At 68.3% G+C, this 20938-nt stretch carries 22 protein-coding genes and 1 tRNA gene; 10 read left to right on the top strand and 13 right to left on the bottom strand.

The window, feature by feature from the left end; all coding sequences use genetic code 11:
- Positions 1 to 18: 18 nt before the first annotated feature.
- The gene (locus RZE79_RS27625; RefSeq protein WP_319357690.1) at positions 19 to 1713 is read right to left on the bottom strand and encodes a wax ester/triacylglycerol synthase family O-acyltransferase; all 1695 of its coding nucleotides are present in this window, start codon (positions 1711 to 1713) and stop codon (positions 19 to 21) included.
- Positions 1714 to 1958: 245 nt separating this feature from the next.
- On the opposite strand from RZE79_RS27625, the gene RZE79_RS27630 reads away from it, so the two are divergent.
- The gene (locus RZE79_RS27630; RefSeq protein ID WP_319357691.1) at positions 1959 to 4010 is read left to right on the top strand and encodes a prolyl oligopeptidase family serine peptidase; all 2052 of its coding nucleotides are present in this window, start codon (positions 1959 to 1961) and stop codon (positions 4008 to 4010) included.
- Complete coding sequence (gene rocF, locus RZE79_RS27635) at positions 4007 to 4939, top strand: arginase (protein ID WP_319357692.1); 933 nt, start codon at positions 4007 to 4009, stop codon at positions 4937 to 4939. The genes RZE79_RS27630 and rocF overlap by 4 nt, the downstream gene beginning before the upstream one ends.
- A 22-nt stretch (positions 4940 to 4961) precedes the next feature.
- On the opposite strand, the gene RZE79_RS27640 is transcribed toward rocF, so the two are convergent.
- Both RZE79_RS27640 and RZE79_RS27645 read right to left on the bottom strand, forming a co-directional pair.
- Entirely contained in the window at positions 4962 to 5648 is a 687-nt protein-coding gene (locus RZE79_RS27640; RefSeq protein WP_319357693.1) for a DUF2242 domain-containing protein, read from the bottom strand.
- 113 nt (positions 5649 to 5761) lie between these two features.
- A complete protein-coding gene (locus tag RZE79_RS27645; protein ID WP_319357694.1) occupies positions 5762 to 7036 on the bottom strand; it encodes a Glu/Leu/Phe/Val dehydrogenase in 1275 nt (424 codons plus the stop codon).
- A gap of 251 nt (positions 7037 to 7287) precedes the next feature.
- Here RZE79_RS27645 and RZE79_RS27650 point away from each other — a divergent pair, with 251 nt between their 5' ends.
- Together RZE79_RS27650 and RZE79_RS27655 are read left to right on the top strand one after the other, a co-directional pair.
- Positions 7288 to 7743 (top strand): hypothetical protein, encoded by a 456-nt coding sequence (locus RZE79_RS27650; RefSeq protein ID WP_319357695.1) that lies wholly within the window; start codon positions 7288 to 7290, stop codon positions 7741 to 7743.
- A 145-nt stretch (positions 7744 to 7888) separates the two neighbouring features.
- Positions 7889 to 8356: an Lrp/AsnC ligand binding domain-containing protein gene (locus RZE79_RS27655; RefSeq protein WP_062478450.1), complete on the top strand. Its 468-nt coding sequence runs from the start codon at positions 7889 to 7891 to the stop codon at positions 8354 to 8356.
- A gap of 16 nt (positions 8357 to 8372) precedes the next feature.
- Here the strand turns inward: RZE79_RS27655 and RZE79_RS27660 are convergent, their stop codons facing one another.
- On the bottom strand, positions 8373 to 9074 hold the full coding sequence (locus RZE79_RS27660; protein WP_319357696.1) for a YggS family pyridoxal phosphate-dependent enzyme: 702 nt from the start codon (positions 9072 to 9074) through the stop codon (positions 8373 to 8375).
- 51 nt (positions 9075 to 9125) lie between these two features.
- Between RZE79_RS27660 and RZE79_RS27665 the strand changes: the two genes are divergently transcribed.
- The 3 genes from RZE79_RS27665 (at position 9126) to RZE79_RS27675 (ending at position 12309) form a co-directional block, all read left to right on the top strand.
- Positions 9126 to 10169: a type IV pilus twitching motility protein PilT gene (locus RZE79_RS27665; RefSeq protein WP_056576373.1), complete on the top strand. Its 1044-nt coding sequence runs from the start codon at positions 9126 to 9128 to the stop codon at positions 10167 to 10169.
- 29 nt (positions 10170 to 10198) lie between these two features.
- Positions 10199 to 11335 (top strand): PilT/PilU family type 4a pilus ATPase, encoded by a 1137-nt coding sequence (locus RZE79_RS27670; protein ID WP_101493812.1) that lies wholly within the window; start codon positions 10199 to 10201, stop codon positions 11333 to 11335.
- Between the two features lie 65 nt (positions 11336 to 11400).
- Complete coding sequence (locus tag RZE79_RS27675) at positions 11401 to 12309, top strand: NAD(P)-dependent oxidoreductase (RefSeq protein WP_319357697.1); 909 nt, start codon at positions 11401 to 11403, stop codon at positions 12307 to 12309.
- A 145-nt stretch (positions 12310 to 12454) separates the two neighbouring features.
- Here RZE79_RS27675 and RZE79_RS27680 read toward each other — a convergent pair whose 3' ends face one another.
- The 3 genes from RZE79_RS27680 to RZE79_RS27690 form a co-directional block, all read right to left on the bottom strand.
- Entirely contained in the window at positions 12455 to 13249 is a 795-nt protein-coding gene (locus RZE79_RS27680) for a BON domain-containing protein (RefSeq protein ID WP_319357698.1), read from the bottom strand.
- Entirely contained in the window at positions 13246 to 13896 is a 651-nt protein-coding gene (locus RZE79_RS27685) for an SIS domain-containing protein (protein WP_319357699.1), read from the bottom strand. The genes RZE79_RS27680 and RZE79_RS27685 overlap by 4 nt, the downstream gene beginning before the upstream one ends.
- Positions 13897 to 13981: 85 nt before the next feature.
- A complete protein-coding gene (locus RZE79_RS27690; RefSeq protein WP_319357700.1) occupies positions 13982 to 14353 on the bottom strand; it encodes a YraN family protein in 372 nt (123 codons plus the stop codon).
- Between the two features lie 47 nt (positions 14354 to 14400).
- Here RZE79_RS27690 and rsmI point away from each other — a divergent pair, with 47 nt between their 5' ends.
- The gene (rsmI, locus tag RZE79_RS27695; RefSeq protein WP_319357701.1) at positions 14401 to 15354 is read left to right on the top strand and encodes a 16S rRNA (cytidine(1402)-2'-O)-methyltransferase; all 954 of its coding nucleotides are present in this window, start codon (positions 14401 to 14403) and stop codon (positions 15352 to 15354) included.
- An 11-nt stretch (positions 15355 to 15365) separates the two neighbouring features.
- Here rsmI and RZE79_RS27700 read toward each other — a convergent pair whose 3' ends face one another.
- Together RZE79_RS27700 and RZE79_RS27705 are read right to left on the bottom strand one after the other, a co-directional pair.
- Positions 15366 to 15917 carry an RNA 2'-phosphotransferase gene (locus tag RZE79_RS27700; protein WP_319357702.1) on the bottom strand — a complete coding sequence of 184 codons (552 nt, stop codon included), beginning with the start codon at positions 15915 to 15917 and terminating at the stop codon, positions 15366 to 15368.
- Positions 15914 to 16834, bottom strand: a complete 921-nt coding sequence (locus tag RZE79_RS27705; protein ID WP_319357703.1) for a LysR family transcriptional regulator — start codon at positions 16832 to 16834, stop codon at positions 15914 to 15916. Before RZE79_RS27705 ends, RZE79_RS27700 begins: the two co-directional genes overlap by 4 nt.
- A 99-nt stretch (positions 16835 to 16933) precedes the next feature.
- On the opposite strand from RZE79_RS27705, the gene RZE79_RS27710 reads away from it, so the two are divergent.
- Positions 16934 to 17431, top strand: coding sequence for a hypothetical protein (locus tag RZE79_RS27710; protein WP_319357704.1), 498 nt, complete (start codon positions 16934 to 16936; stop codon positions 17429 to 17431).
- A gap of 11 nt (positions 17432 to 17442) precedes the next feature.
- Here the strand turns inward: RZE79_RS27710 and RZE79_RS27715 are convergent, their stop codons facing one another.
- The 4 genes from RZE79_RS27715 to RZE79_RS27730 all read right to left on the bottom strand — a co-directional run bounded on the left by RZE79_RS27715 (position 17443) and on the right by RZE79_RS27730 (position 19440).
- Positions 17443 to 18171, bottom strand: coding sequence for a glutathione S-transferase (locus tag RZE79_RS27715; RefSeq protein WP_319357705.1), 729 nt, complete (start codon positions 18169 to 18171; stop codon positions 17443 to 17445).
- Between the two features lie 89 nt (positions 18172 to 18260).
- Positions 18261 to 18485, bottom strand: a complete 225-nt coding sequence (locus RZE79_RS27720; protein ID WP_153281836.1) for a hypothetical protein — start codon at positions 18483 to 18485, stop codon at positions 18261 to 18263.
- Positions 18486 to 18648: 163 nt separating this feature from the next.
- Positions 18649 to 18723: transfer RNA gene (locus tag RZE79_RS27725), tRNA-Arg, on the bottom strand.
- A gap of 42 nt (positions 18724 to 18765) precedes the next feature.
- On the bottom strand, positions 18766 to 19440 hold the full coding sequence (locus tag RZE79_RS27730; protein WP_153281835.1) for a TetR family transcriptional regulator: 675 nt from the start codon (positions 19438 to 19440) through the stop codon (positions 18766 to 18768).
- 179 nt (positions 19441 to 19619) lie between these two features.
- On the opposite strand from RZE79_RS27730, the gene RZE79_RS27735 reads away from it, so the two are divergent.
- The gene (locus tag RZE79_RS27735; protein WP_319357706.1) at positions 19620 to 20927 is read left to right on the top strand and encodes an efflux RND transporter periplasmic adaptor subunit; all 1308 of its coding nucleotides are present in this window, start codon (positions 19620 to 19622) and stop codon (positions 20925 to 20927) included.
- The last annotated feature ends 11 nt before the right edge of the window (positions 20928 to 20938 follow it).

The raw sequence follows: 20938 nt of genomic DNA on the forward strand, positions 1-20938 counted from the left end.
GCCGGGCCCGCCTGTCGATCATGCCGCAGCGGCGCGGGGCGACGCGGCGGCCTTGCGGGCCGCGGGCCGGGGCGCCGCCTTCTTCGCTGCGGCCTTCTTGGCAGGGGCTTTCTTCGCTGCTGCCTTCACCGGCGCGGCCTTGGCGGGCGCCTTCTTCTTGGCTGCGACCGCCTTCACCGGGGCCTTCTTGCGCGCGGCCGGCTTGCGGGCCGGTGCGGCGGCCTTGGCTTCTTCTTTCTCTTCCGGCGCAGGCGCGGCCACGGGCTTGGGCGCAGTGGGCACGCCCGCAGCGGCCGGGTACTTCTCGGTGAGCGACATCAGCAGCTTGTGCTCGGCCAGCAGGTAGTCGCCGATCTCGGTGATGTCGGGCACGGCGCGGCGGCAGGCGATCAGGCCGTAGTCCATGCGGCCGTTGTAGCTCTGCACCGTGACGTTGAGCGCGGTGCCGTGGCTGGCGATCGACACGGGGTAGTAGCAGGTGACCAGCGCGCCCGCGAAGTACATCGGGAACGGCGCGCCCGCCACGTTCGAGACGGCCACGTTGGCCGCCGGCGGCAGCAGGTTGACGATGCCCGAACGTCCCACCATCGACGCAATGCCCGACATCAGCCAGGGCGCGGCAAAGGTCGGGAAGTCGTCCAGGATCACGGCCTTGAAGCGGTTCATCGTCGACTTGGAGCTGTTCGACGAGGTGTTGATCGCCTTCAGCCGCTGCACCGGGTCGGTGATGTCGGTGGCCAGGCTCACGAGGATCATGCTGGCCTGGTTGTTGGCCGTCTGGTCGCCGGCCTCGCGCAGGCTCACGGGCACGCCGGCCACCAGCGGCTTGGCCGGCAGCTCGTTGTTGTCGGCCAGGTAGTGGCGCAGCGCGCCGGCCACGGTGCCCAGCACCACGTCGTTGAGCGACACGCCGAAGTGCTTGGCGATGTACTTGGTCTCGGCCAGCGAGATGGTGCGGCCCGCAAAGGTGCGCTGGTTGGTGATCGACACGTTGAGCGAGGTGCGCGGCGCGAAGAGGTTGAACTTCTTCGGCGCGGCGGCCACCGCCTTGTCGGCCGCCTTCTCGTCGGGCTTGGCCAGGCCGCCAATGGCGCGTGCGATGGCCGGCGCCATCTTGAAGAGCTTGACGTACTGCTGCGCCGTATTGCGCAGCGCGGCGGTGGCGAGCTCGGCCATGCCCAGCTGGTAGCCGCTGCTGCGCGGACGCGAACGCGGTGGCTTGACCACACGGCCCGTGGCCTCCAGGTCGAAGATGGCCTTGCCCACTTCGACGCCGGCCTGCCCGTCGATGCCCGCATGGTGCACCTTGGTGTACAGCGCCACCTGGCCGCTCTGCAGGCCGTCGATGATGAAGAACTCCCACATCGGGCGGCTGCGGTCGATGAGCGTGGAATGCAGCCGTGCCACGTACTGCTGCAGCTGGCGGTTGGTGCCGGGCCTGGGCAGCGTGATGTGGCGCACGTGGTAGTCGATGTCGATGTCGTCGTCGTCCACCCACACGGGGTTGGACATGTCGAAGGGCATCAGCGCGAGCTTGCGCGTGAACACGTCGGCCAGGTGGATGCGGCTGGCCATGAAAGCCTTGGCGTCTTCGTAGAAGTCGCCCTTGTAGCCCTTGGGCAGATCCAGCACGTTGAGCGAGCCCACGTGCATCGGCATCTCGGGGGTTTCCAGGTGAAGGAAGGTGGCATCAAGACCGCTCAGGTGTTTCATGTGTGGTTCTCCTCGTTGGGGCAAGCGCCGTTCGGCAGGATACCGTGGGCATGGCGTCCGTGGGCCTTCGCTTCTTCAGTGTTTCCACCGGGGGAAGGCACGCGCGAGACAGGGGTTTGTCCCAAGCTTTGCGGGGATGCGCGGCCACTTGTAATGAAAAAATCGACGCGCCTTGCAGGCCGCGACCAGGCCGCAACAACTGCTCGCAGCCGGCGCGGTCACGGGGGCTTCGTACACTGTGCCGCATGACCTCTGCGCACGACAACGACGACAACCTCTGGCTCGAAGACATCGACGGCGAAGCCGCTCTGGACTGGGCTCGCCAGCAGAATGCACGCACCGTTCACACCTACGCGCAGTCGCCCGACTTCCGGGCGATCGAGCAGGGCCTGCTCGAGGTGCTCGACTCGGACGCACGCATTCCGATGGTCAGCAAGATCGGCCCGCTGTACTACAACTTCTGGCGCGACAAGGCGCACCCCAAGGGCCTGTGGCGTCGCACCACGCTCGCCGAATACCGCACGCCCGAACCCGACTGGGAGACCGTGCTCGACCTCGACGCGCTCGCAGCCGAAGACGGCGAAAACTGGGTCTGGCACGGCGCCGACTGCCTGGAGCCCGACTACGAGCGCTGCCTGATCTCGCTGTCGCGCGGCGGCGCCGATGCCGACGTGGTGCGCGAGTTCGACCTGGTAATCATGACGTTCGTCGAAGGCGGTTTCGCGCTGCCCGAAGCGAAGAACCACGTCACCTGGAAAGACATCGACCACCTCTACGTGGGCACCGATTTCGGCCCCGGCTCCATGACCAGCTCGAGCTACCCGCGCCTGGTGAAGCAATGGCAACGCGGCACGCCGCTGGCCGAGGCCGTCACCGTGTACGAGGGCGCGCACGAAGACATGTCCGTGAGCGCCTGGAGCGACCACACGCCCGGCTTCGAGCGCGACTTCGTCTCGCGCCAGATCGACTTCTACGACAGCGAAACCTGGCTGCGCGCGCCCGACGGCGCGCTCGCCAAGATCGACGTGCCCGACGACGCCAACACCGGCGTCACGCGCGAGTGGCTGCTGATCGAGCCGCGCGAAGACTGGACCGTGGCCGGCCAGACCTACACCGCCGGATCGCTGCTGGCCGCGCGCTTCGACGACTACATGGCCGGCGCGCGCGAACTCACGCTGCTGTTCGAGCCCGACGACACGACCGCGCTCGACGACTACTCATGGACGCGCCACCACCTCATCCTCAACGTGATGCACGACGTGGTGAACCGGCTCGAGGTGCTCACGCCGCCGGCGGACGGCCTCGGCGACTGGGCGCGCGACAGCCTGGGCGGCGCGCCCGCGCTCTCTTGCGTGGCGGCCGGCGGCATCGACGAGACCGAGAACGACGACTACTTCCTGACCGTGAGCGGCTTCCTGCAGCCGACCACGCTGTACATCGGCACCCTCGGCCAGGGCGAGCCGCAGCCGCTGAAGCACAGCCCCGGCTTCTTCGATGCGTCGCGCTTTCGCGTGAGCCAGCATTTCGCGACCTCGGCGGACGGCACGCGCGTGCCCTACTTCGAGATCGCCGCCAAAGACCTCGTGGCCGACGGCACGAACCCCACGCTGCAGTACGCCTACGGCGGCTTCGAGATTTCGCTGGAGCCGAGCTACAGCGGCGGCATCGGCCGTTCCTGGCTGGAACGCGGCGGCGTGTACGTGGTGGCCAACATCCGCGGCGGCGGCGAGTACGGCCCGCGCTGGCACCAGGCCGCGCTGCAGGAGAACCGCCTGCGCACCTGCGAAGACTTCGCGGCCGTGTCGCAAGACCTGTTCGCGCGCGGCATCACCTCGCCCGCGCACCTGGGCGCCATGGGCGGCAGCAACGGCGGCCTTCTCATGGGCAACATGCTCACGCTGTACCCGCAACTGTACGGCGCCATCGTGAGCGAGGTGGCGCTGCTCGACATGAAGCGCTACACGCAGCTGTCGGCCGGTGCCTCGTGGATCGCGGAGTACGGCGACCCGGAACAGCCCGACGAATGGGAATTCATCCAGACCTTCTCGCCCTACGAGAACGCCAGGGCCGGCACGCCCTACCCGCCCGCGCTGTTCACCACCTCCACGCGCGACGACCGCGTGGGACCCGTGCATGCGCGCAAGATGCACGCGAAGCTGCTCGCACAAGGGCACGACAGCAGCTTCTACGAAAACATGGAAGGCGGCCACAGCGCCGCCGCGGACAACAAGGCGTCCGCCTTCATGGATGCGCTCGGCTACGCCTACCTCTGGCACCACATCGGGAGACCGACATGAACAGCAGCAGCACCGCCGCCACCGTCACCCTCGAACTGATCGGCGCGCCCACCGACATCGGCGCCAGCGTGCGCGGCGCGGGCATGGGGCCCGATGCATTGCGCGTGGCCGGCCTGGCCGAGGCGCTGGCGGGCCAGGGCTTCACGGTGCTTGATCGCGGCAACCTCGCGGGCCCGGCCACGCCGTGGGCGCCACCCGCCAACGGGCTGCGCCACCTCACCGAAGTGATCGCGTGGAATCGCTCGGTCTACGCCGCCGTCGACACCGCGTTGGGCGCCGGCCACGTGCCCGTGATGCTGGGCGGCGACCACTGCCTGGCGATCGGCTCGATCAGCGCCGTGGCCTGGCACGCACGCCAGCGCGGCAAGAAGCTGCGGGTGTTGTGGCTCGATGCGCACTCCGACGTCAACACCGAGACCACGAGCCCCAGCGGCAACCTGCACGGCATGCCCGTGTCGTGCCTGCTGGGCCACGGCCCCGCGGACCTCACGGGCTGGAGCGGCGAGCCCGCGGCGCTGGCACCCGACGCGATCCGCTTCATCGGCATCCGCAGCGTGGACGATGACGAAAAGAAGGCGATCCGCACGCTGGGGCTGCATGTGTTCGACATGCGCCACATCGACGAGCACGGCATGCGCACCACCATGACCGAGGCGCTGCAGGACGTGGACGAAGACACCCACCTGCACGTGAGCTTCGACCTCGATTGCCTCGACCCGGCCGACGCGCCCGGCGTGGGCACGGGCGTGCGCGGCGGACCGACTTACCGCGAGATGCAGCTGTGCATGGAAATGATCGCCGACACCGGGCGGCTCGGCTCGGTCGACGTGGTGGAACTCAACCCCGCGCTCGACGTGCGCAACCAGACGGCCGAGGTGGCGGTGGAGTTGATCGAGAGCCTGTTCGGCAAGTCGACGCTGGTGCGCTGAGCGCGCCTCTTTGCTCTGCGGTTCAGCCGCGGTTCGGCGACGGCGATACCGGGAAGGTCGTTGCAGCGGGGCGCGCAGTCGGCTTCGGTGCCTCGTCCGCTGGCGCCGCATCGGCCGGCATGTCGGGGCCGCCGCCCTGCAGGAAGCGCTCGACCAGCGTGAAGAAGCGGTCGTAGAAACGTTCGTCGGACAGCGTCTCGCTCGCCACCTTGACCATCGCCTCGTTGCTGCCGCCGAAGGGCAGAGAGAGCGAGCCGATGGCGCCCACACCCAGGCTGGCCGAGTTGCTGCCCTTCTTCAAACCGTAGCGGTCTTGCAGCGCGGTCGCGAAGGCCACGGTGCTGCGCCCGGCCGAGGCGCTGCCCGCACCCAATTCGCGTGCGCAGACCACGCGAAACTCGACCTCGACGTGCGTCTCGGCCGCGGGCTGGAAGCTCTTGCGCGCGGTCACCAGGTCGGCGTTGGCGGCCGTGACCATGTAGCCCTGGCTCAGCAACGCGCGACGCGCCGCCTCGCAGGTCTGCGCCTCGCTGGCGGCGTAGTTGCGCGTGTGGGTGGTGGTCGAGTCGAAGTCTTCAGGCTCGTAGGCCTGGCGCGTGCCCAAGGTGCCGCAGCCGGCCAGCACGAGCACCGACAGCAGGCTCGGGAACAGAAACGCCGGCACACGGGCCGGCGAAGAGAAGAAAGCAGCAGAAGAGGTGGGGGGCATGGCAGGTCGGGAAGGACACCGGATGCTAACCACCCGGCGGCTTCGCTTCGAGCCCCCGGCGCGCCGGGGGTTCCCGAAAAGGCCCTGCAAGCCCCAGAGATCGCGTCAGGGCGTCAGGGGTAGAGACCGCGTTCCTGGCGCGCCATCAGGATGCGCTCGCAGGCCACCGCATACGTGGCCGTGCGCAGCGAGATCTTGTGCTTGTCGGCCGTGTCCCAGATCTGGTTGAGCGCGTTCATCATGATGCGGTCGAGGCGCACGTTGATCTCGTCCTCGTCCCAGAAGAAGGACGAGAAGTCCTGCACCCATTCGAAGTACGAGACCGTCACGCCGCCGGCGTTGCAGATCACGTCGGGCACGACCAGCACGCCGCGCTCGGCCAGGATGTCGTCGGCCTCGGGCACCGTCGGGCCGTTGGCGCCTTCGAGCACCAGCTTGGCGGTGGTCTTCTTGGCGCGTTCGGCGGTGATCTGGCCTTCGAGGGCGGCCGGGATCAGGATGTCGCAGGCGACGTCCCAGAAGTCTTCGTTCGGCACGATGTCGCCGCCGGCCTTGAAGCCGACCACGCCGTCGGTGCGCGAGATGGGCACGAGCTTCGTCAGGTCCAGGCCGTTGGTGTTCACGATGGTGCCGGTGTGGTCCTGCACGGCGACGATCTTGGCGCCGGCTTCCACGAACAGTTCGGCCGCGACCGAGCCCACGTTGCCGAAGCCCTGCACCGCGATGCGCGCACCGCGCAGGTCCATGCCCAGGCGGCGGGCCGCTTCACGGCCGGTGACGAACACGCCGCGGCCGGTGGCCTTCACGCGGCCCAGCGAACCGCCCAGGTGCAGCGGCTTGCCCGTGACCACGCCGGTGGCGGTGCCGCCGACGTTCATCGAGTAGGTGTCCATCATCCACGCCATGATCTGCGCGTTGGTGTTCACGTCGGGCGCGGGGATGTCGGTGTGCGGGCCGATGATGATGCCGATCTCGCTGGTGTAGCGGCGCGTGACCTTCTCGAGCTCTTGCAGCGACAGCTTCTTCGGGTCGACGCGGATGCCGCCCTTGGCACCGCCGTACGGCAGGTTGACGGCCGCGGTCTTGATGGTCATCCAGGCCGACAGCGCCATCACTTCTTCGAGCGTGACGTCGGGGTGGAAGCGCACGCCGCCCTTGCCCGGCCCGCGGCTCATGTTGTGCTGCACGCGGTAGCCCTCGAAGTGGGCGATGGTGCCGTTGTCCATCTCGATCGGCACGTCGACGATCAGTGCGCGCTTGGGGCGCTTGAGGGTTTCGACCCAGCGCGCCAGCGGGCCGAGGTACGGCACGACACGATCGACCTGCGACAGGTAGGTGCCCCAGGGGCTGTTGGCCGTCGGATTGACGAAGGAGAGTTTCTCGTTCATGAAAGATCCCTTGGTTGGAATGGATGGGCGCAACGATATGCCGACTGCGGGCCGCGCGCCATGGCTTATGCATGCCGCGATGGCGGTTATGCAAGAGAAGTTGGAAGGCCCCTTGCGCTGCCGCAAGACGCGGCCCGATGCAGATCGATACGCACATGACAAAACCGTCATCCGGACGTTATCGCTCGCGTGGATGCGCTTCGTACAGTCGTTCTCACCAACCAAGCAACCCCCTCAAGGAGTGAACGAACATGACGCTGTCTTCCACCACCCGCCTGCTGAACACCGCCGCCATCGCCGCCCTGCTCGGCCTCGCCGCGGCACCGAGCTTTGCCGGCAACTACGCCGAAGGCGATCCGCGTCCCGCGCCCTTTGCGTCGTCGACGACGCGCGCCGCCGTCACGGCCGACGCCCAGCAGTGGCTGAAGACCGCGCCCACGCAGGGCTACAACGAGACCATGGGCCAGGAGCCCGTCGTCGTCTCGGCCAACAGCCGCGCCGCCGTGGCCGCCGACACGCAGCTGTGGATCCGCTCGGGCCTGGCCGCCCAGCAATCGGGCGAAGCCGGCGCCGACACGTCGCGCCCCGGCTACCGCGAAGCCCAGGCCGCCTACACCAAGCTGCGCGAAGGCCCGGCCTACGGCGCGCTGGTCGACCAGCTCTCGGGTCGCCAGGCTGCCGCGCCCGGCACGACCACGCTGCGCTGAACTTCAGCGCAGCCACGGCTTCCCGTAGTTTGAATCGCCACAAAAGGGTAGTCGAACGGCACTTCCTTGGTTCTATCTCCTATGGCCTGAACAAATAGGCCGAATTTCTCGCAGCGGATCGATGTGTGCGCCGGATAATTCTCGAATGCTTGATCTGGACCGCATCGATCTGCGCCTGCTGAAGATCCTTCAGGAAGATGGCCGCATCACCAACCTCAAGCTGGCGGAGGCCGTTGCGCTCTCCCCCACCGCCGTGCTGGCGCGCGTGCAGCGCCTCACGCGCGACGGCTTCATCCTGGGCTACGAGGCCCGCCTCGACCCCTACAAGCTGGGGCGCGGTTTCACCGTGTTCGTCGAGGTGCTGCTCGACCGCACCACCGCCAACGTGTTCGACCAGTTCAAGGCCGCCGTGCAGGTGCGCGACGAGATCATGGAATGCCACATGGTCGCCGGCGGCTTCGACTACCTCCTCAAGACCCGCATGGCCGACATGGCCGCCTACCGCGAGTTCGCCGGCACCGTGCTGTGGCAACTGCCCGGGGTGCGCGAGACGCGCACGTATGCGGTGATGGAAGAGGTGAAGAGCAGCGCGCGCTTGCCGCTCGGGGTCTGAGACGTTCTGAGCAGGCTCAGGCGGGCTTGCGCGCCCTGCCGCCGAAGATCGCGGTCCCCACTCTGACCATCGTGCTGCCGGCACTGACCGCCGCCTCGAGGTCCCCGCTCATGCCCAGCGACAGCGTGTCCAGCGCGATGCCCGCCGCGCGGATCGACTCGAACACCGCATGCGCGCGCAGGCAGAGTTCGCGCTGCGCCGCGAAATCCGCCGCCGGTTCGGGGATCGCCATGAGCCCGCGCAGCCGCAGCTGTGGCAATGCCGCCACAGCCCGCGCGAGCGCCAAAGCCTCTTCCGGCGGCACGCCGGACTTGTTCGCGCCGCCGTCCACGTTGATCTGCAGGCACACCTGCAGCGGCGGCAGATGGGCCGGCCGCTGGGCTGACAGGCGCTCGGCGATCTTCAGGCGGTCGATGCTGTGGACCCAGTCGAACTGCTCGGCCACGGGCCGCGTCTTGTTGCTCTGCAGAGGGCCGATGCAGTGCCATTCGAGCCCCGCGCGCAGATCGGCCAGCGCGGCGATCTTGTCCAGACCCTCCTGCACGTAGTTCTCGCCGAACGCCGCCTGGCCGGCCGCGTGCGCCTCGCGCACCGCCTCCGGCCCGAAGGTCTTGGACACCGCCAGCAGGCGCACCGCCGACGGGTCGCGCCCGGCGTCTGCACAGGCCTGGTCGATCCGGGCCCTTACTTGCTGGAGGTCGTCGCCAATCATCGTCATAATCTTCCGAATTCGTATCAAAACGTCACCAAAGCCTGCCTGAGGAGCCCCGTGGACATCACCCAACTGCTGGCGTTCAGCGTCAAGAACAAAGCCTCCGACCTGCACCTGTCGGCCGGCCTGCCGCCGATGATCCGCGTGAACGGCGACGTGCGCCGCATCAACGTCGATGCGCTGGACCACAAGGCGGTGCACGCCATGGTGTACGACATCATGAGCGACACGCACCGCAAGCACTACGAAGAGTTCCTGGAGGTCGACTTCTCGTTCGAGATCGACGGCCTCGCGCGCTTCCGCGTGAACGCCTTCAACCAGGCGCGCGGCGCGGCCGCCGTGTTCCGGACCATTCCCTCGAAGATCCTCACGCTCGAGCAGCTCAACGCCCCGAAGATTTTCGGCGAACTCGCACTCAAGCCGCGCGGGCTGGTGCTGGTGACGGGCCCCACGGGCTCGGGCAAGTCGACCACGCTGGCGGCGATGGTGAACTACCTCAACGAGAACGAGTACGGCCACATCCTCACGGTGGAAGACCCGATCGAGTTCGTGCACGAGTCGAAGAAGTGCCTGATCAACCAGCGCGAAGTGGGGCCGATGACGCTGTCGTTCTCGAACGCGCTGCGCTCCGCGTTGCGCGAAGACCCGGACGCCATTCTGGTGGGCGAGTTGCGCGACCTCGAAACCATTCGTCTCGCGATGACCGCGGCCGAAACGGGCCACCTGGTGTTCGGCACGCTGCACACCTCGTCGGCCGCCAAGACCATCGACCGGATCATCGACGTGTTCCCGGGCGAAGAAAAAGAAATGATCCGCGCGATGCTGTCGGAATCGCTGCAAGCCGTGATCTCGCAGACGCTGTGCAAGACCAAGGACGGCCAGGGCCGCGTGGCGGCGCACGAGATCATGCTGGGCACGCCGGCCATCCGCAACCTGATCCGCGAGGCCAAGGTCGCGCAGATGTACTCCACCATCCAGACCGGCCAGGGCTCGGGCATGCAGACGCTCGACCAGAACCTGACAGAGCTGGTGCGCCGCAATACGATCTCTGCCGCCGAAGCGCGCGGTAAAGCCAAGATTCCCGAGAATTTCCCCGGCTGATTCGAACAGCCACCCGGAGCACAGACATCATGGAACGCGATCAAGCCAGCCAGTTCATCAACGACCTGCTCAAGCTCATGGTGAGCCGCAACGGCAGCGACCTGTTCATCACCGCCGACTTCCCGCCGGCCATCAAGGTCGACGGCAAGGTCACCAAGGTGTCGCAGCAGGCGCTGGGCGCGCAGCACACGCTGGCGCTCACGCGCTCGATCATGAACGACCGCCAGACGGCCGAGTTCGAGCGCACCAAGGAGTGCAACTTCGCGATCTCGCCGACCGGCATCGGCCGCTTCCGCGTGAACGCGTTCGTGCAGCAGGGCAAGGTCGGCATGGTGCTGCGGACCATTCCCGCCAAGCTGCCGACCATCGACGGGCTGGGCATGCCGCAGGTGCTCAAGGACGTGGCGATGACCAAGCGCGGCCTCACCATCCTGGTGGGCGCCACGGGCTCGGGCAAGTCGACCACGCTGGCCGCGATGGTCGACTGGCGCAACGAAAACTCCTACGGCCACATCGTCACGGTGGAAGACCCGGTCGAGTTCGTGCACCCGCACAAGAACTGCGTGGTGACGCAGCGCGAAGTGGGCATCGACACCGACAGCTGGGAAGCCGCGCTGAAGAACACGCTGCGCCAGGCGCCCGACGTGATCCTGATGGGCGAAATTCGCGACCGCGAGACCATGGAGCACGCCGTGGCCTTCGCCGAAACCGGTCACCTGTGCATGGCCACGCTGCACGCCAACAGCGCCAACCAGGCGCTCGACCGCATCATCAACTTCTTCCCCGAAGAGCGCCGCGCGCAGCTGCTGATGGACCTGTCGCTGAACCTGCGCTCGCTGGTGTCGCAACGGCTGGTGCCCACCGAAGACGGCCAGGGCCGCGTGGCGGCGGTCGAGATCCTGCTGAACACGCCGCTGATCTCCGACCTGATCTTCAAGGGCGAGGTGGGCGAGATCAAGGAAATCATGAAGAAGAGCCGCAACCTGGGCATGCAGACCTTCGACCAGGCGCTGTTCGACCTGTTCGAGGGCAACGCCATCAACTTCGAAGAAGCGATCCGCAACGCCGATTCGGCCAACGACCTGCGCCTGCAGATCAAGCTGAACAGCCAGCGCGCGCGCAGCACCGACCTGGCGGCCGGCACCGAGCACTTCGCGATCGTCTGAAGCCGCCCCACCGGTGCGTCCCCGGGGCGCGCCGGCTTTCTTTCTTTGGCTTTAAGCTGTCGGCCATGAGCAGCATCAACCCCCGCACCTACGAATCCGTTCCCGCCCAGACGGTGGCCTTTCTCGGCCTCGGCGTCATGGGCGGGCCCATGGCCGGGCACCTGGCCAAGGCCGGCCACACGGTCACGGTCTACAACCGCACACCCGCCAAGTCGCAGGCCTGGGTCGCCGAGTTCGGCGCGCCCGGCCGCCACGCCCCCACGCCGCGCGAAGCGGCAGCCGGCGCGGACATCGTGTTCTGCTGCGTCGGTAACGACGACGACCTGCGCTCGGTGGTGCTCGGCGACGACGGCGCGCTGGCCGGCATGAAACCCGGCGCCGTGCTGGTCGACCACACGACGGCCTCGGCCGACGTGGCGCGCGAGCTGTCGAAGGCGGCGCTGGCGCGCGGCCTGCACTTCATCGACGCGCCCGTGTCGGGCGGCCAGGCGGGCGCGCAGAACGGCGCACTCACCGTGATGTGCGGCGGCGACGCAGCGGTGTTCGAGCGCATCAAGCCGGTGGCGATGGCCTTCTCGCGCGCGGTCACCTTGCTGGGCGAGAGCGGTGCGGGCCAGCTCGCGAAGATGGTCAACCAGATCGCCATTGCGGGACTGGTGCAAGGTTTGTCGGAAGCCATCGCCTTCGGCCAGCGCGCCGGCCTCGACATGGAAGCCGTGCTCGGCGTCATCGGCAAGGGCGCGGCCCAGAGCTGGCAGATGGACAACCGCGGCAAGACCATGATCGCCGGCAAGTTCGACTACGGCTTTGCCGTCGACTGGATGCGCAAGGACCTGGGCCTGGTGCTCGACGAAGCCAAGCGCAACGGCGCGCGCGTGCCGGTGACGGCGCTGGTCGACCAGTTCTATGCCGACGTGCAGCAGGCCGGCGGCAGGCGCTGGGACACGTCGAGCCTCATCATCCGGTTGAAGTAGGCTCGCCCCCAGGCTGCGCGCACTTCGTGTCGCTTCGCCAACCCCCTACCGGGGGCAACACCTGAGGCCCGGCAAAGCCGGTTCCTCGGTGTTCCACGAAAAAGAAAAGCCCGCTGCCGCGGGCTTTTCTATGGGGCAAGGCTCTTCAGCGCACGGGTGAGGTCGTTGCACCGCCGGCCGGCGCGGGCAGCGGCTCCATCGGCGGCAGCGGCACGCGTGAGCCCGAGGACGCAGCCGGTGCCGACGGCGTTGCGTTGCTGACCGGCGCCGGGCCCGTGCCGCCGCGCTGCGCGCCGGACTGGTTGGCCGCCTGGCTCGCTGCGAGGTCGGCCTCGCTCACCACCTCGACCACCCGCACCACCTTCGCCACGCCGGTCACGCCGCGCGTGATCTCGGTGGCGCGGTCGGTCTCGCGTCGGGTGGCGATGCCCATCAGGTAGACCGTGCCGCGTTCGGTCACGACCTTGAAGGAGTTGGCGAAGATGTCCTTGGCGTCGAGCAGCGAAGCCTTCACCTTGCCGGTGATGTACAGGTCGTTCGAGCGGTCCTGGAAGGTGCTCGGGGCGCCGATGGTGAGTTCGTTGACCACCGAGCGCACGTTGACGACGCGGCTCACCTCGTCCTCGACGCGGCGGCGGTCGGCGTCGTTGCCGACGGCGCCGGTCAGCAGCACCTGGCGGTTGAAGCTGGTGACGCTCACGTACATGTTGTCGTTGGCGATGTCGCGCACGCGGGCCGCGGCACGCAGCTCGATGCCCTGGTCGTCGAGCTGGGCGCCCGAGCTGCGACGGTCGGTCGCCACCATGCCCACGCCCACCATCGCCGCGCCGCCCACGACGAGCGGCACGCAGGCGGACAGGCCGGCCACCAGAGCGGCGCCGAGGGTGAGCGCCAGAGCGAAACGTTGGGTCGAGGCCTTGGTCAGGGTCGTCATGGTCATGAGGAAACTTCCTGTTCTCCGAGTAACTGGGCATCCACGCCGTCGCACAGGCAATGCAGCGCGAGCAGGTGGATTTCGTGAATGCGCGCCGCACGCTCGTGCGGCACGCTGATCTGGACGTCGGTTTCGCGCAGCGCGCGGCCGATCGTGCCGCCTGTGCCGCCCGTGGCTGCGGCACCTGGCGCGGCCGCTGCCAAGCCGGTCGCGGCGTTGCCGAGCAGCGCCACCACCGTCATGTCGCGCTCATGCGCGGACAGCACGGCGGCCAGTACCGCGGACGAATGCCCGCTGGCGCTGAGCACCAGCAGCACGTCGCCGGCCTGGCCCAGCGCGCGCACCTGGCGCGCGAAGCGGTCGGCATCGGCGGCCTGCGGGCTGTCGGCGGCCGGGTCGGTGGTGTCGCCGGGCAGCGCGATGGCGCCCAGCTCGGGCCGCTCGCGTTCGAAGCGGCCCACGAAATTGGAAGCGAACTGCGCGGCCAGCAAGCCCGACACGCCGGCCCCGCAGGCCAGCACCTTGCCGCCGCTGGTCACGCAGGCCAGCAGCGCCTGCATCGCTTGAGAGATGGGTTTGCTGAGGACCGGGCCGGTCTGGTATTTGAGGTCGGCACTGTCAATGAAGTGCTGCTGAATCCGTTGCTCGAGCATGGGGCGCGATGATAACTGGGGGTCGTGAAACAAGAAGTTTGAGTGGTGGAGCCTTCAGGAAGGCTTCAGTTCCCTGGCGGGCGCGTCAGCCGGCATCGAAGGCGGCTTTCAACCAAGTGATTTTCTCCTCGATCAGCACCACGTCGAACCGGCACGGCGGCAGCGCCCGCAACCGGCCCAGGTAATGCCGCGCGGCCAGCACGATGCGCCGCTGCTTCCCCGCCGTGATGCTGCCGCCCGCGCCGCCGTGCGAGGCCGCGCTGCGCTGGCGCACTTCGACGAACACCAGCGTGCCGTCGCGCGGATCGCGCATGATCAGGTCGACCTCGCCGCCGCCGCGCCCCGGCGTTCGATAATTGCGCGCGACCGGCACGAGGCCGGCCCGGCGCAGGTGATCGAGCGCAGCGTCTTCCGCCGCATCGCCGCGATGCTTCGTCGTCGTGGTGCTTGTCGTCATGGCTCCCTGCCCTGTTTTTTGTTTTCGCTGCCCTACGGAGAAACCTCTTGGCTTCACTCGCCCCTGCTTCCTTCGGCGCCGCCCTGCCGGCCGCGCACGACGCCGCGGGCGCGCAGCATTATCCGCAGGGCACGCTGTATGTCGTCGCCACGCCGATCGGCAACCTGGCCGACATCACGCTGCGCGCACTGCATGTGCTGCAGCTGGTGGACGTGATCGCCTGCGAGGACACGCGCCACACACAGACGCTGCTGCGCGCCTACGGCATCGACCGCCCCGGCGCACGGTTGCTCGCGGTGCACCAGCACAACGAGGCCGAGGCTGCGCAGGCCGTGGTCGCGCGGCTCGCGCAGGGCGAGCGCATCGCCTACGTGAGCGACGCCGGCACGCCCGGCGTGAGCGACCCCGGCGCGCGCCTGGCCGCCGCCGTGCGCGCGGCCGGCCACCGCGTGCTGCCATTGCCGGGCGCCAGCAGCGTCGTCACGCTCGTGAGCGCGGCGGGGCTGGTGGCCGACGGCGGCGAGAGCAACGCGCACAACAGCAGCGCCTTCGTGTTCGCGGGCTTCCTGCCGACCAAGGCCGGCGAGCGCGACACCGCCGTGCAGGCGCTCGCGCAGGAGCCACGCGCCGTGGTGCTGCTCGAAGCGCCGCACCGCATCGAAATCCTGGCCCGCGCACTGGCCGTGCTGGGCGAACGCCGCATCACCGTGGGCCGCGAGCTCACCAAGCAGTTCGAGGAAATCGCCACCGTGGCCGCCAGCGCGCTGCCCGACTGGTTCAGCGCCGACCGCGACCGCACGCGCGGCGAGTTCGCGCTGGTGCTGCACCCCGTGGCGGTGAGCGGCGACAGCGGCGCGGAAGGCGAACGCGTGCTGCGCCTGCTGCTGGCAGAACTTCCGGTGAAGACGGCCGTGAAGCTGGCCGCGGAGATCACCGGCGCGCCGCGCAACACGCTGTATGAGTTGGCGCTGCGCATCCGCAACGAAGCGGAAGACGAGTAAACAGGCTGCAGCTACGCGCCGCGCCCAGGCTCCGACAGGAATTCTGGCGCCACGCGCGCGGTCAGCCAGACCCCGTTCTCGGCGCGGTGAAACGCATGGCCCAGCGCATGCATGCGGCCGGCGTCCACCCGTAGCACAACGGCCTTGCCGTGGCGCTGCCCCACCTGCACCGCCGTCGCCTCGTCGGCGGACAGGTGCACGTGCTGCCGCGTACCCGGCAGCAGGCCTTGCGCGCGAATGGCCGCCAGAAAGCGTGTCGCCGTGCCGTGGAACAGCAACGCCGGCGGCGTCACGGCCTCGAAGCTGCGGCTGACCTGCGACGTGGAGTGCCCTTGCAGCGCGCGGATGCGCAGCCCGTCGCCCGACAGCTCGTAGCGCTTCTTCGCGCCCGAATCGACGGCGCGCACGACCTCCGACCGCGTCAGGTCGCGGCCCGCCGCCACGGCCCCTGCGACGAGGTCGTCGATGCCGGCCCAACCCTCCGCGTCGAGGCGCAGGCCGACGGATTCCGGCGCATGCCGCAGCACGTAGGCGATGAATTTGCTCGCGTCTTCGGGTGTCATGGCGCCTTCCGGCCGGAGGATTGAAGGGCAGCCCGCCAATGGTCGGCATGGGCCAGCAACGCATCCAGGAGGCGTTGCTCGTGCTCAGTGGGCGGCCGGTCGGCCGCGTGGAACACGTGGTACTCGAGCGGCGGATAGCCCTGCAACGGAATGCCGACCAGTTCCCTGGGAATGCGACAGCAGGCGTTCACCACCGTGAGACCGAAGCCCAGCTGAGCGAAACGCAGCATCAATTCCCAGCCGTTGGCTTCGAGCGAGGGCTGCCAGGGCACCGACTCGACCTGCAGCAGCCGACCGAGCAGTTCGCGGTGCGGCCTGCCCGCCGGCGGCACGATCAATTGCGCGCCCTTCAGGTCCCGCAGGCGCACCGACTTGCGCGCGGCCAGTGCGTGCGTGCGGGGCACGACCAGCACCTGCCCCACGGACGTCAGGCGCCGCGCCTGCAGGTCCGCGGGCACCGTGCCGAGCGGCGCGATGCCCAGCTGCGCCTGCCCGGCCCGCACCGCCTGGATCGCTTCATCGCGGTTGCGTGTGAGCAGTTGCAGGTGCGGCGATGCGCCCGGCCCGGAGAACTGCGACAACGCCCTCCCCAGCAGGTAGAGGTACGCGCCTTCGCCGGCCGCCAGCGTGACGACCGGCGTGTCCTGCCCCATGGCCAGTCCCTTGACGAAGCGCCGGTTGAGCGTCAGCAGCTCTCGCGCATGCCGCGCCACCTGCTCGCCGGCCTGCGTGAGTTGCAGTGCGCTGCCCACCCGCACGTACAGCGTTGCATCGAGCTGCTCGGACAGCTTGCGCACCTTCGCGTGCAAGGCCGGTTGGCTGATGTGCAGCAATCGCGCCGATTCGCTGAAGTTCAACGTGTCGGCAAACACGGCGAAGGACTGCAGCGCGTCGAGGTTGGTACGGGGAATGTCCATCTATCCATTTTATGGATAGCTCATCCAATATCAGTAGTTCCTGGTGATCACCTTCATTTCTACGATCCGCTTGCTTCTTCAAGACACAAGGAACAAGAAATGAAAAACACACACCCACTTCCCCGGCTCGGCATCGACATCGGCCGCGTGCTGATCGCTCCCGAGGGCGCTGATGGCGCGGACACATCCTTCATCGGCGGTTCGCTCGACGATGCACTGCGCACGCTGCCCTATGAAGGCATGTTCGAGGCGGTCGGGCCGCTGGTAGAAAAGTTCGAAGGGCGCGTCTGGCTGGTCTCGAAATGCGGCCCGAGCGTGCAGGCCAAGAGCCGTGCCTGGCTGCGGCACCACCGCTTCTTCGAGCGCACGGGCATCGCACCCGCCAACCTGCGCTTCTGCCTTCAGCGACCACAGAAGGCCGATCACTGCCGCGAACTGCACATCACGCACTTCATCGACGACCGCAGCGACGTGTTGCATCACCTGGAAGGCATCGTGCCGCACCGATATCTGTTCGGCCCGCAGCGCAAGCCAGTGACGGTCGCGGGCCTGGTGCGGCTGCCTGCATGGCAGGACGCCGCCGCGCTGGTCACCTGAGACGGTGGTTTTCAGCCATCCAACTCGGCATAGCGCCGAAAGATCCCCTCCTCGTTGAACGCGATGCGACGCGGGCTCTGCAAGTAGTCGTGCACGCGCTGGCGCCGCCGGATGTTGGCGTGCAGCTTCACGACCGACGGCGTGTCGGCCAGCGCCCGCGCGGCGGCTTTCGGAAAGGCGTACTGCAGGCCGTCCACCAGTTGGAACAGCGACAGGTCGGCATAAGTGAGCACGTCGCCGACCAGGTGCAGGTCGCCCGAAGGATTGCGCTGCAGCACCTGCTCGAACCAGTTCAGGAATTTCGGGATGCGCGCTTCACGGAAGGCCCGTGCACGCTGCACGGCCGCGTCGCGCTGGTCTTCGTAATAGTCGCCGGTCGAGATCGGGTGGTGGGTGTCGTGCGCCTCGGCCACGGCGTCGGCAATGGTGAGCTGCAGCTGGTGCGTCCACAGGCCGTCGGATTCGCCAATGCCGGCCAGGCCGAGCTTGGGGCCAAGGTACAGCAGGATCGCAGCGGTCTGGCCGACCACGATGTCGCCGTCGATGAGAAACGGCGGTGCGAACGCGGCGCGCGGGTTGTCAGGGTCGCCGAGCCGCTGGCCCAGCGCGGACTCGCCACCGCCTTGCGACGCGGGCAGCCGCGCGACATCGACGTAGTCGGCGCCGGCGGCCTCGAGCGCGAGCCGCACGAATTCGCCGCGGCCCTGGATCGTGGGCCAGTAATGAAGTTGGTATGCCATGCGGCCATGGTGGCAGGGCCGGCGGGGGCCCGCAACCGACGACCGGCTACGCGACGTGTCGGATCAGGCCGCGCGGGCGCGCGGCCGGCTCACCAGAACTTCCACCACGGACGCGGCGGCTGGCGCAGGGCCAGGGGGCGGGTGTCCAGGTCGGCGCTCTGGCTTGGGGGAATCGAATCGCCAAAGCGGCGCCGCATTTCGGCCTCCAGGGCATGTGCGATGCCGCGGGCCTGTTTCTCGCCGCGCAGCGCGCGCCGACGCCATTCGGCGGCGTGTGCTGCGAGGCTGGTTTCGTCCAGTTCGGTGAGCTCCATAGGCGGGAATTTTTACATGCGTGCGACCGGGTGACGGGGTGCAACGGCGTGTCACGGCCCGGTCGCGCGGATCTCCGGATCGGCCTTGTCACACAAGGCCGGGGCCGGGTCGGGGAAGAAGTGAAAAAACCGGAAGCCCTTGCGGAATTTCCGGTCTTGAAGGTGGTCCCGCCGCCAGGAATCGAACCTGGATCTCAGCCTTCGGAGGGCCGAATTCTATCCGTTGAAATACAGCGAGAGGGGTGCTCCGGAATGCACCGGAGCCACACATTATGGCCTATCAGGCGGGGGCGGTTTCCGTGTCCTGTGCCGTCGGGACGGCGCCGGCCGGCGCGCGCGGGAAGCCGAGCCCGGCCAGGTAGACGCGGAAGGTGCGCCGGCCGGTCGGCACGAGGTCGAAGGCCGTGGGGTCGAGCAGCCAGTTCTGGATCAGCCCGCCGATGAGCGCATGCATACCCTGCGCGGCCATCGCTCCGGGCACCGGCAGCCGGATGCGGGCACGCCGCGCGGCCAGTCGCAGGGCTTTTTCGAAATCGACCACGCAGGCGTTGCGGGCGTCGAGGTGGCGCTGCTGCACCGAGGCCATGTCATGCGTGTATTCGACCTTGTGGGTCGCGATGTCGAACACGCGCCGCACCTGCAGGTCGACGACCACGAGCGTCAGCGCGTGGATCATGCCCTCCTCGATCTCGGCCAGCGGATCGTCGCTGCCGCCGGCGAGCCGGCTCCTGGTCGGCGTTTCCAGCGGCAGGATCACACGCTCCATCATGGCGTTGAACAGGTCGGCCTTGTCCTTGAAGTGCCAATAGATGGCGCCCCGGGTCGCGCCGGCCTGCTGCGCGATCTGCTGCAGCGTGGTCTGCGAAACACCTTGCGCCTGAAACAACAGCTCCGCGGCATCGAGCAATCGATTCCGCGTCGCCAGTGCTTCTTCCTTCGTACGACGTGCCACCAAGTCTCCTGATTTGTAAAGCGAACGGCCTTTGCGTATCGTGGGGCCATTGCATGGCTGTCACTATACATCCATGAATGTATGTAAACTAGCGCGCTTCTCGGATGGCCCGCCTGCCCGTGCTGGTTTACGGATCTCTCCCGCAAACGCGCCATCTCCCGTCTTCGCATCAAAGGAATCACATGCCTCTTCTGCATGTCTCGCGTCAACCGTCCTTGTCGTTCTCGCCGCGTCTCGCGACCGTGGCCCTCGTCTCCCTCCTGTTCCTGGCCGCCTGCGGCAAGGGCGAGGCCCCGGCCGGACCGGGCGGTGGTGGCGGTGGTGCCCGTCCGGCGCCTGAAGTCGGCGTGGTGGTGGTCAAGCCCACCGACGTGGGCCTGGTGACCGAGCTGCCCGGCCGCCTCGAGGCCTCGCGCATCGCCCAGGTGCGCGCCCGCACCCCCGGCATCCTGCTCAAACGCGAGTTCCGTGAAGGCAGCGACGTGAAGGCCGGCCAGTTGCTGTTCCGCATCGACCCCGCACCGCTGGTGGCCGCCACGCAGAACGCCCAGGCCGCATTGGCCCGCGCCGAAGCCAACGCCGTGCAGGCCAAGGCACTGGCCGAGCGCTACAAGCCGCTGGTCGAGGCCAACGCGGTGAGCAAGCAGGAATACGCGACGGCCGTGGCCTCCGCCAAGACGGCCGAAGCCGACGTGGCCGCCAACCGCGCGCTGCTGCAGACCGCCAAGATCAACCAGGGCTATGCCGATGTCACCTCGCCCATCGCGGGCCGCATCGGCCGCGCGCTGGTCACCGAAGGCGCACTGGTCGGCCAGGGCGACGCCACCGAGCTGGCCGTGGTGCAGCAGATCAACCCGCTGTACGTGAACTTCACGCAGTCGGCCTCCGACGTGCTCAAGCTGCGCCGCGCCGTGGCCGCCGGCCAGTACAAGCGTGCGAGCGGCGAAGAAGCCGCGAGCATCCGCGTGGTGCTGGAAGACGGCACCGACTATGCGCAGGACGGCAAGCTGCTGTTCTCCGACCTCACGGTCGACCCGACCACGGGCCAGGTCACGCTGCGCGCCGAAATTCCGAACCCCAAGGGCGAGCTGCTGCCCGGCCTGTACGTGCGCGTGAAGCTCGAGCAGGCCCAGGTAACCAACGCCATCACGGTGCCGCAACAGGCCGTCACGCGCACCCAGCAGGGTGACCACGTGACGGTGGTCAGCGCCGACGGCAAGCTGAGCCAGCGCACCGTGAAGATCAGCGCCGCCAAGGACAACCAGTGGGTGGTGCTCGACGGCCTGAAGGCCGGCGAACAGGTGATGGTCGACGGCTTCCAGCGCCTCCAGATGATGCCGCCCGGCACGCCCGTGAAGGCGGTGCCTTGGCAGAAGCCGGCGCCGAACGGCGCGGCTGCCCCAGCGGCTGCTGCACCCGCGGCACCGGCAGCGTCTGCTGCCGCGGCACCCGCCGCCAGCCCGGCTTCGGCCCCGGCTGACAAGAAGTAATCAGGAGCGCC

The sequence above is a fragment of the Variovorax sp. EBFNA2 genome (assembly GCF_033802765.1).
GTDB lineage: Bacteria > Pseudomonadota > Gammaproteobacteria > Burkholderiales > Burkholderiaceae_C > Variovorax > Variovorax paradoxus_H.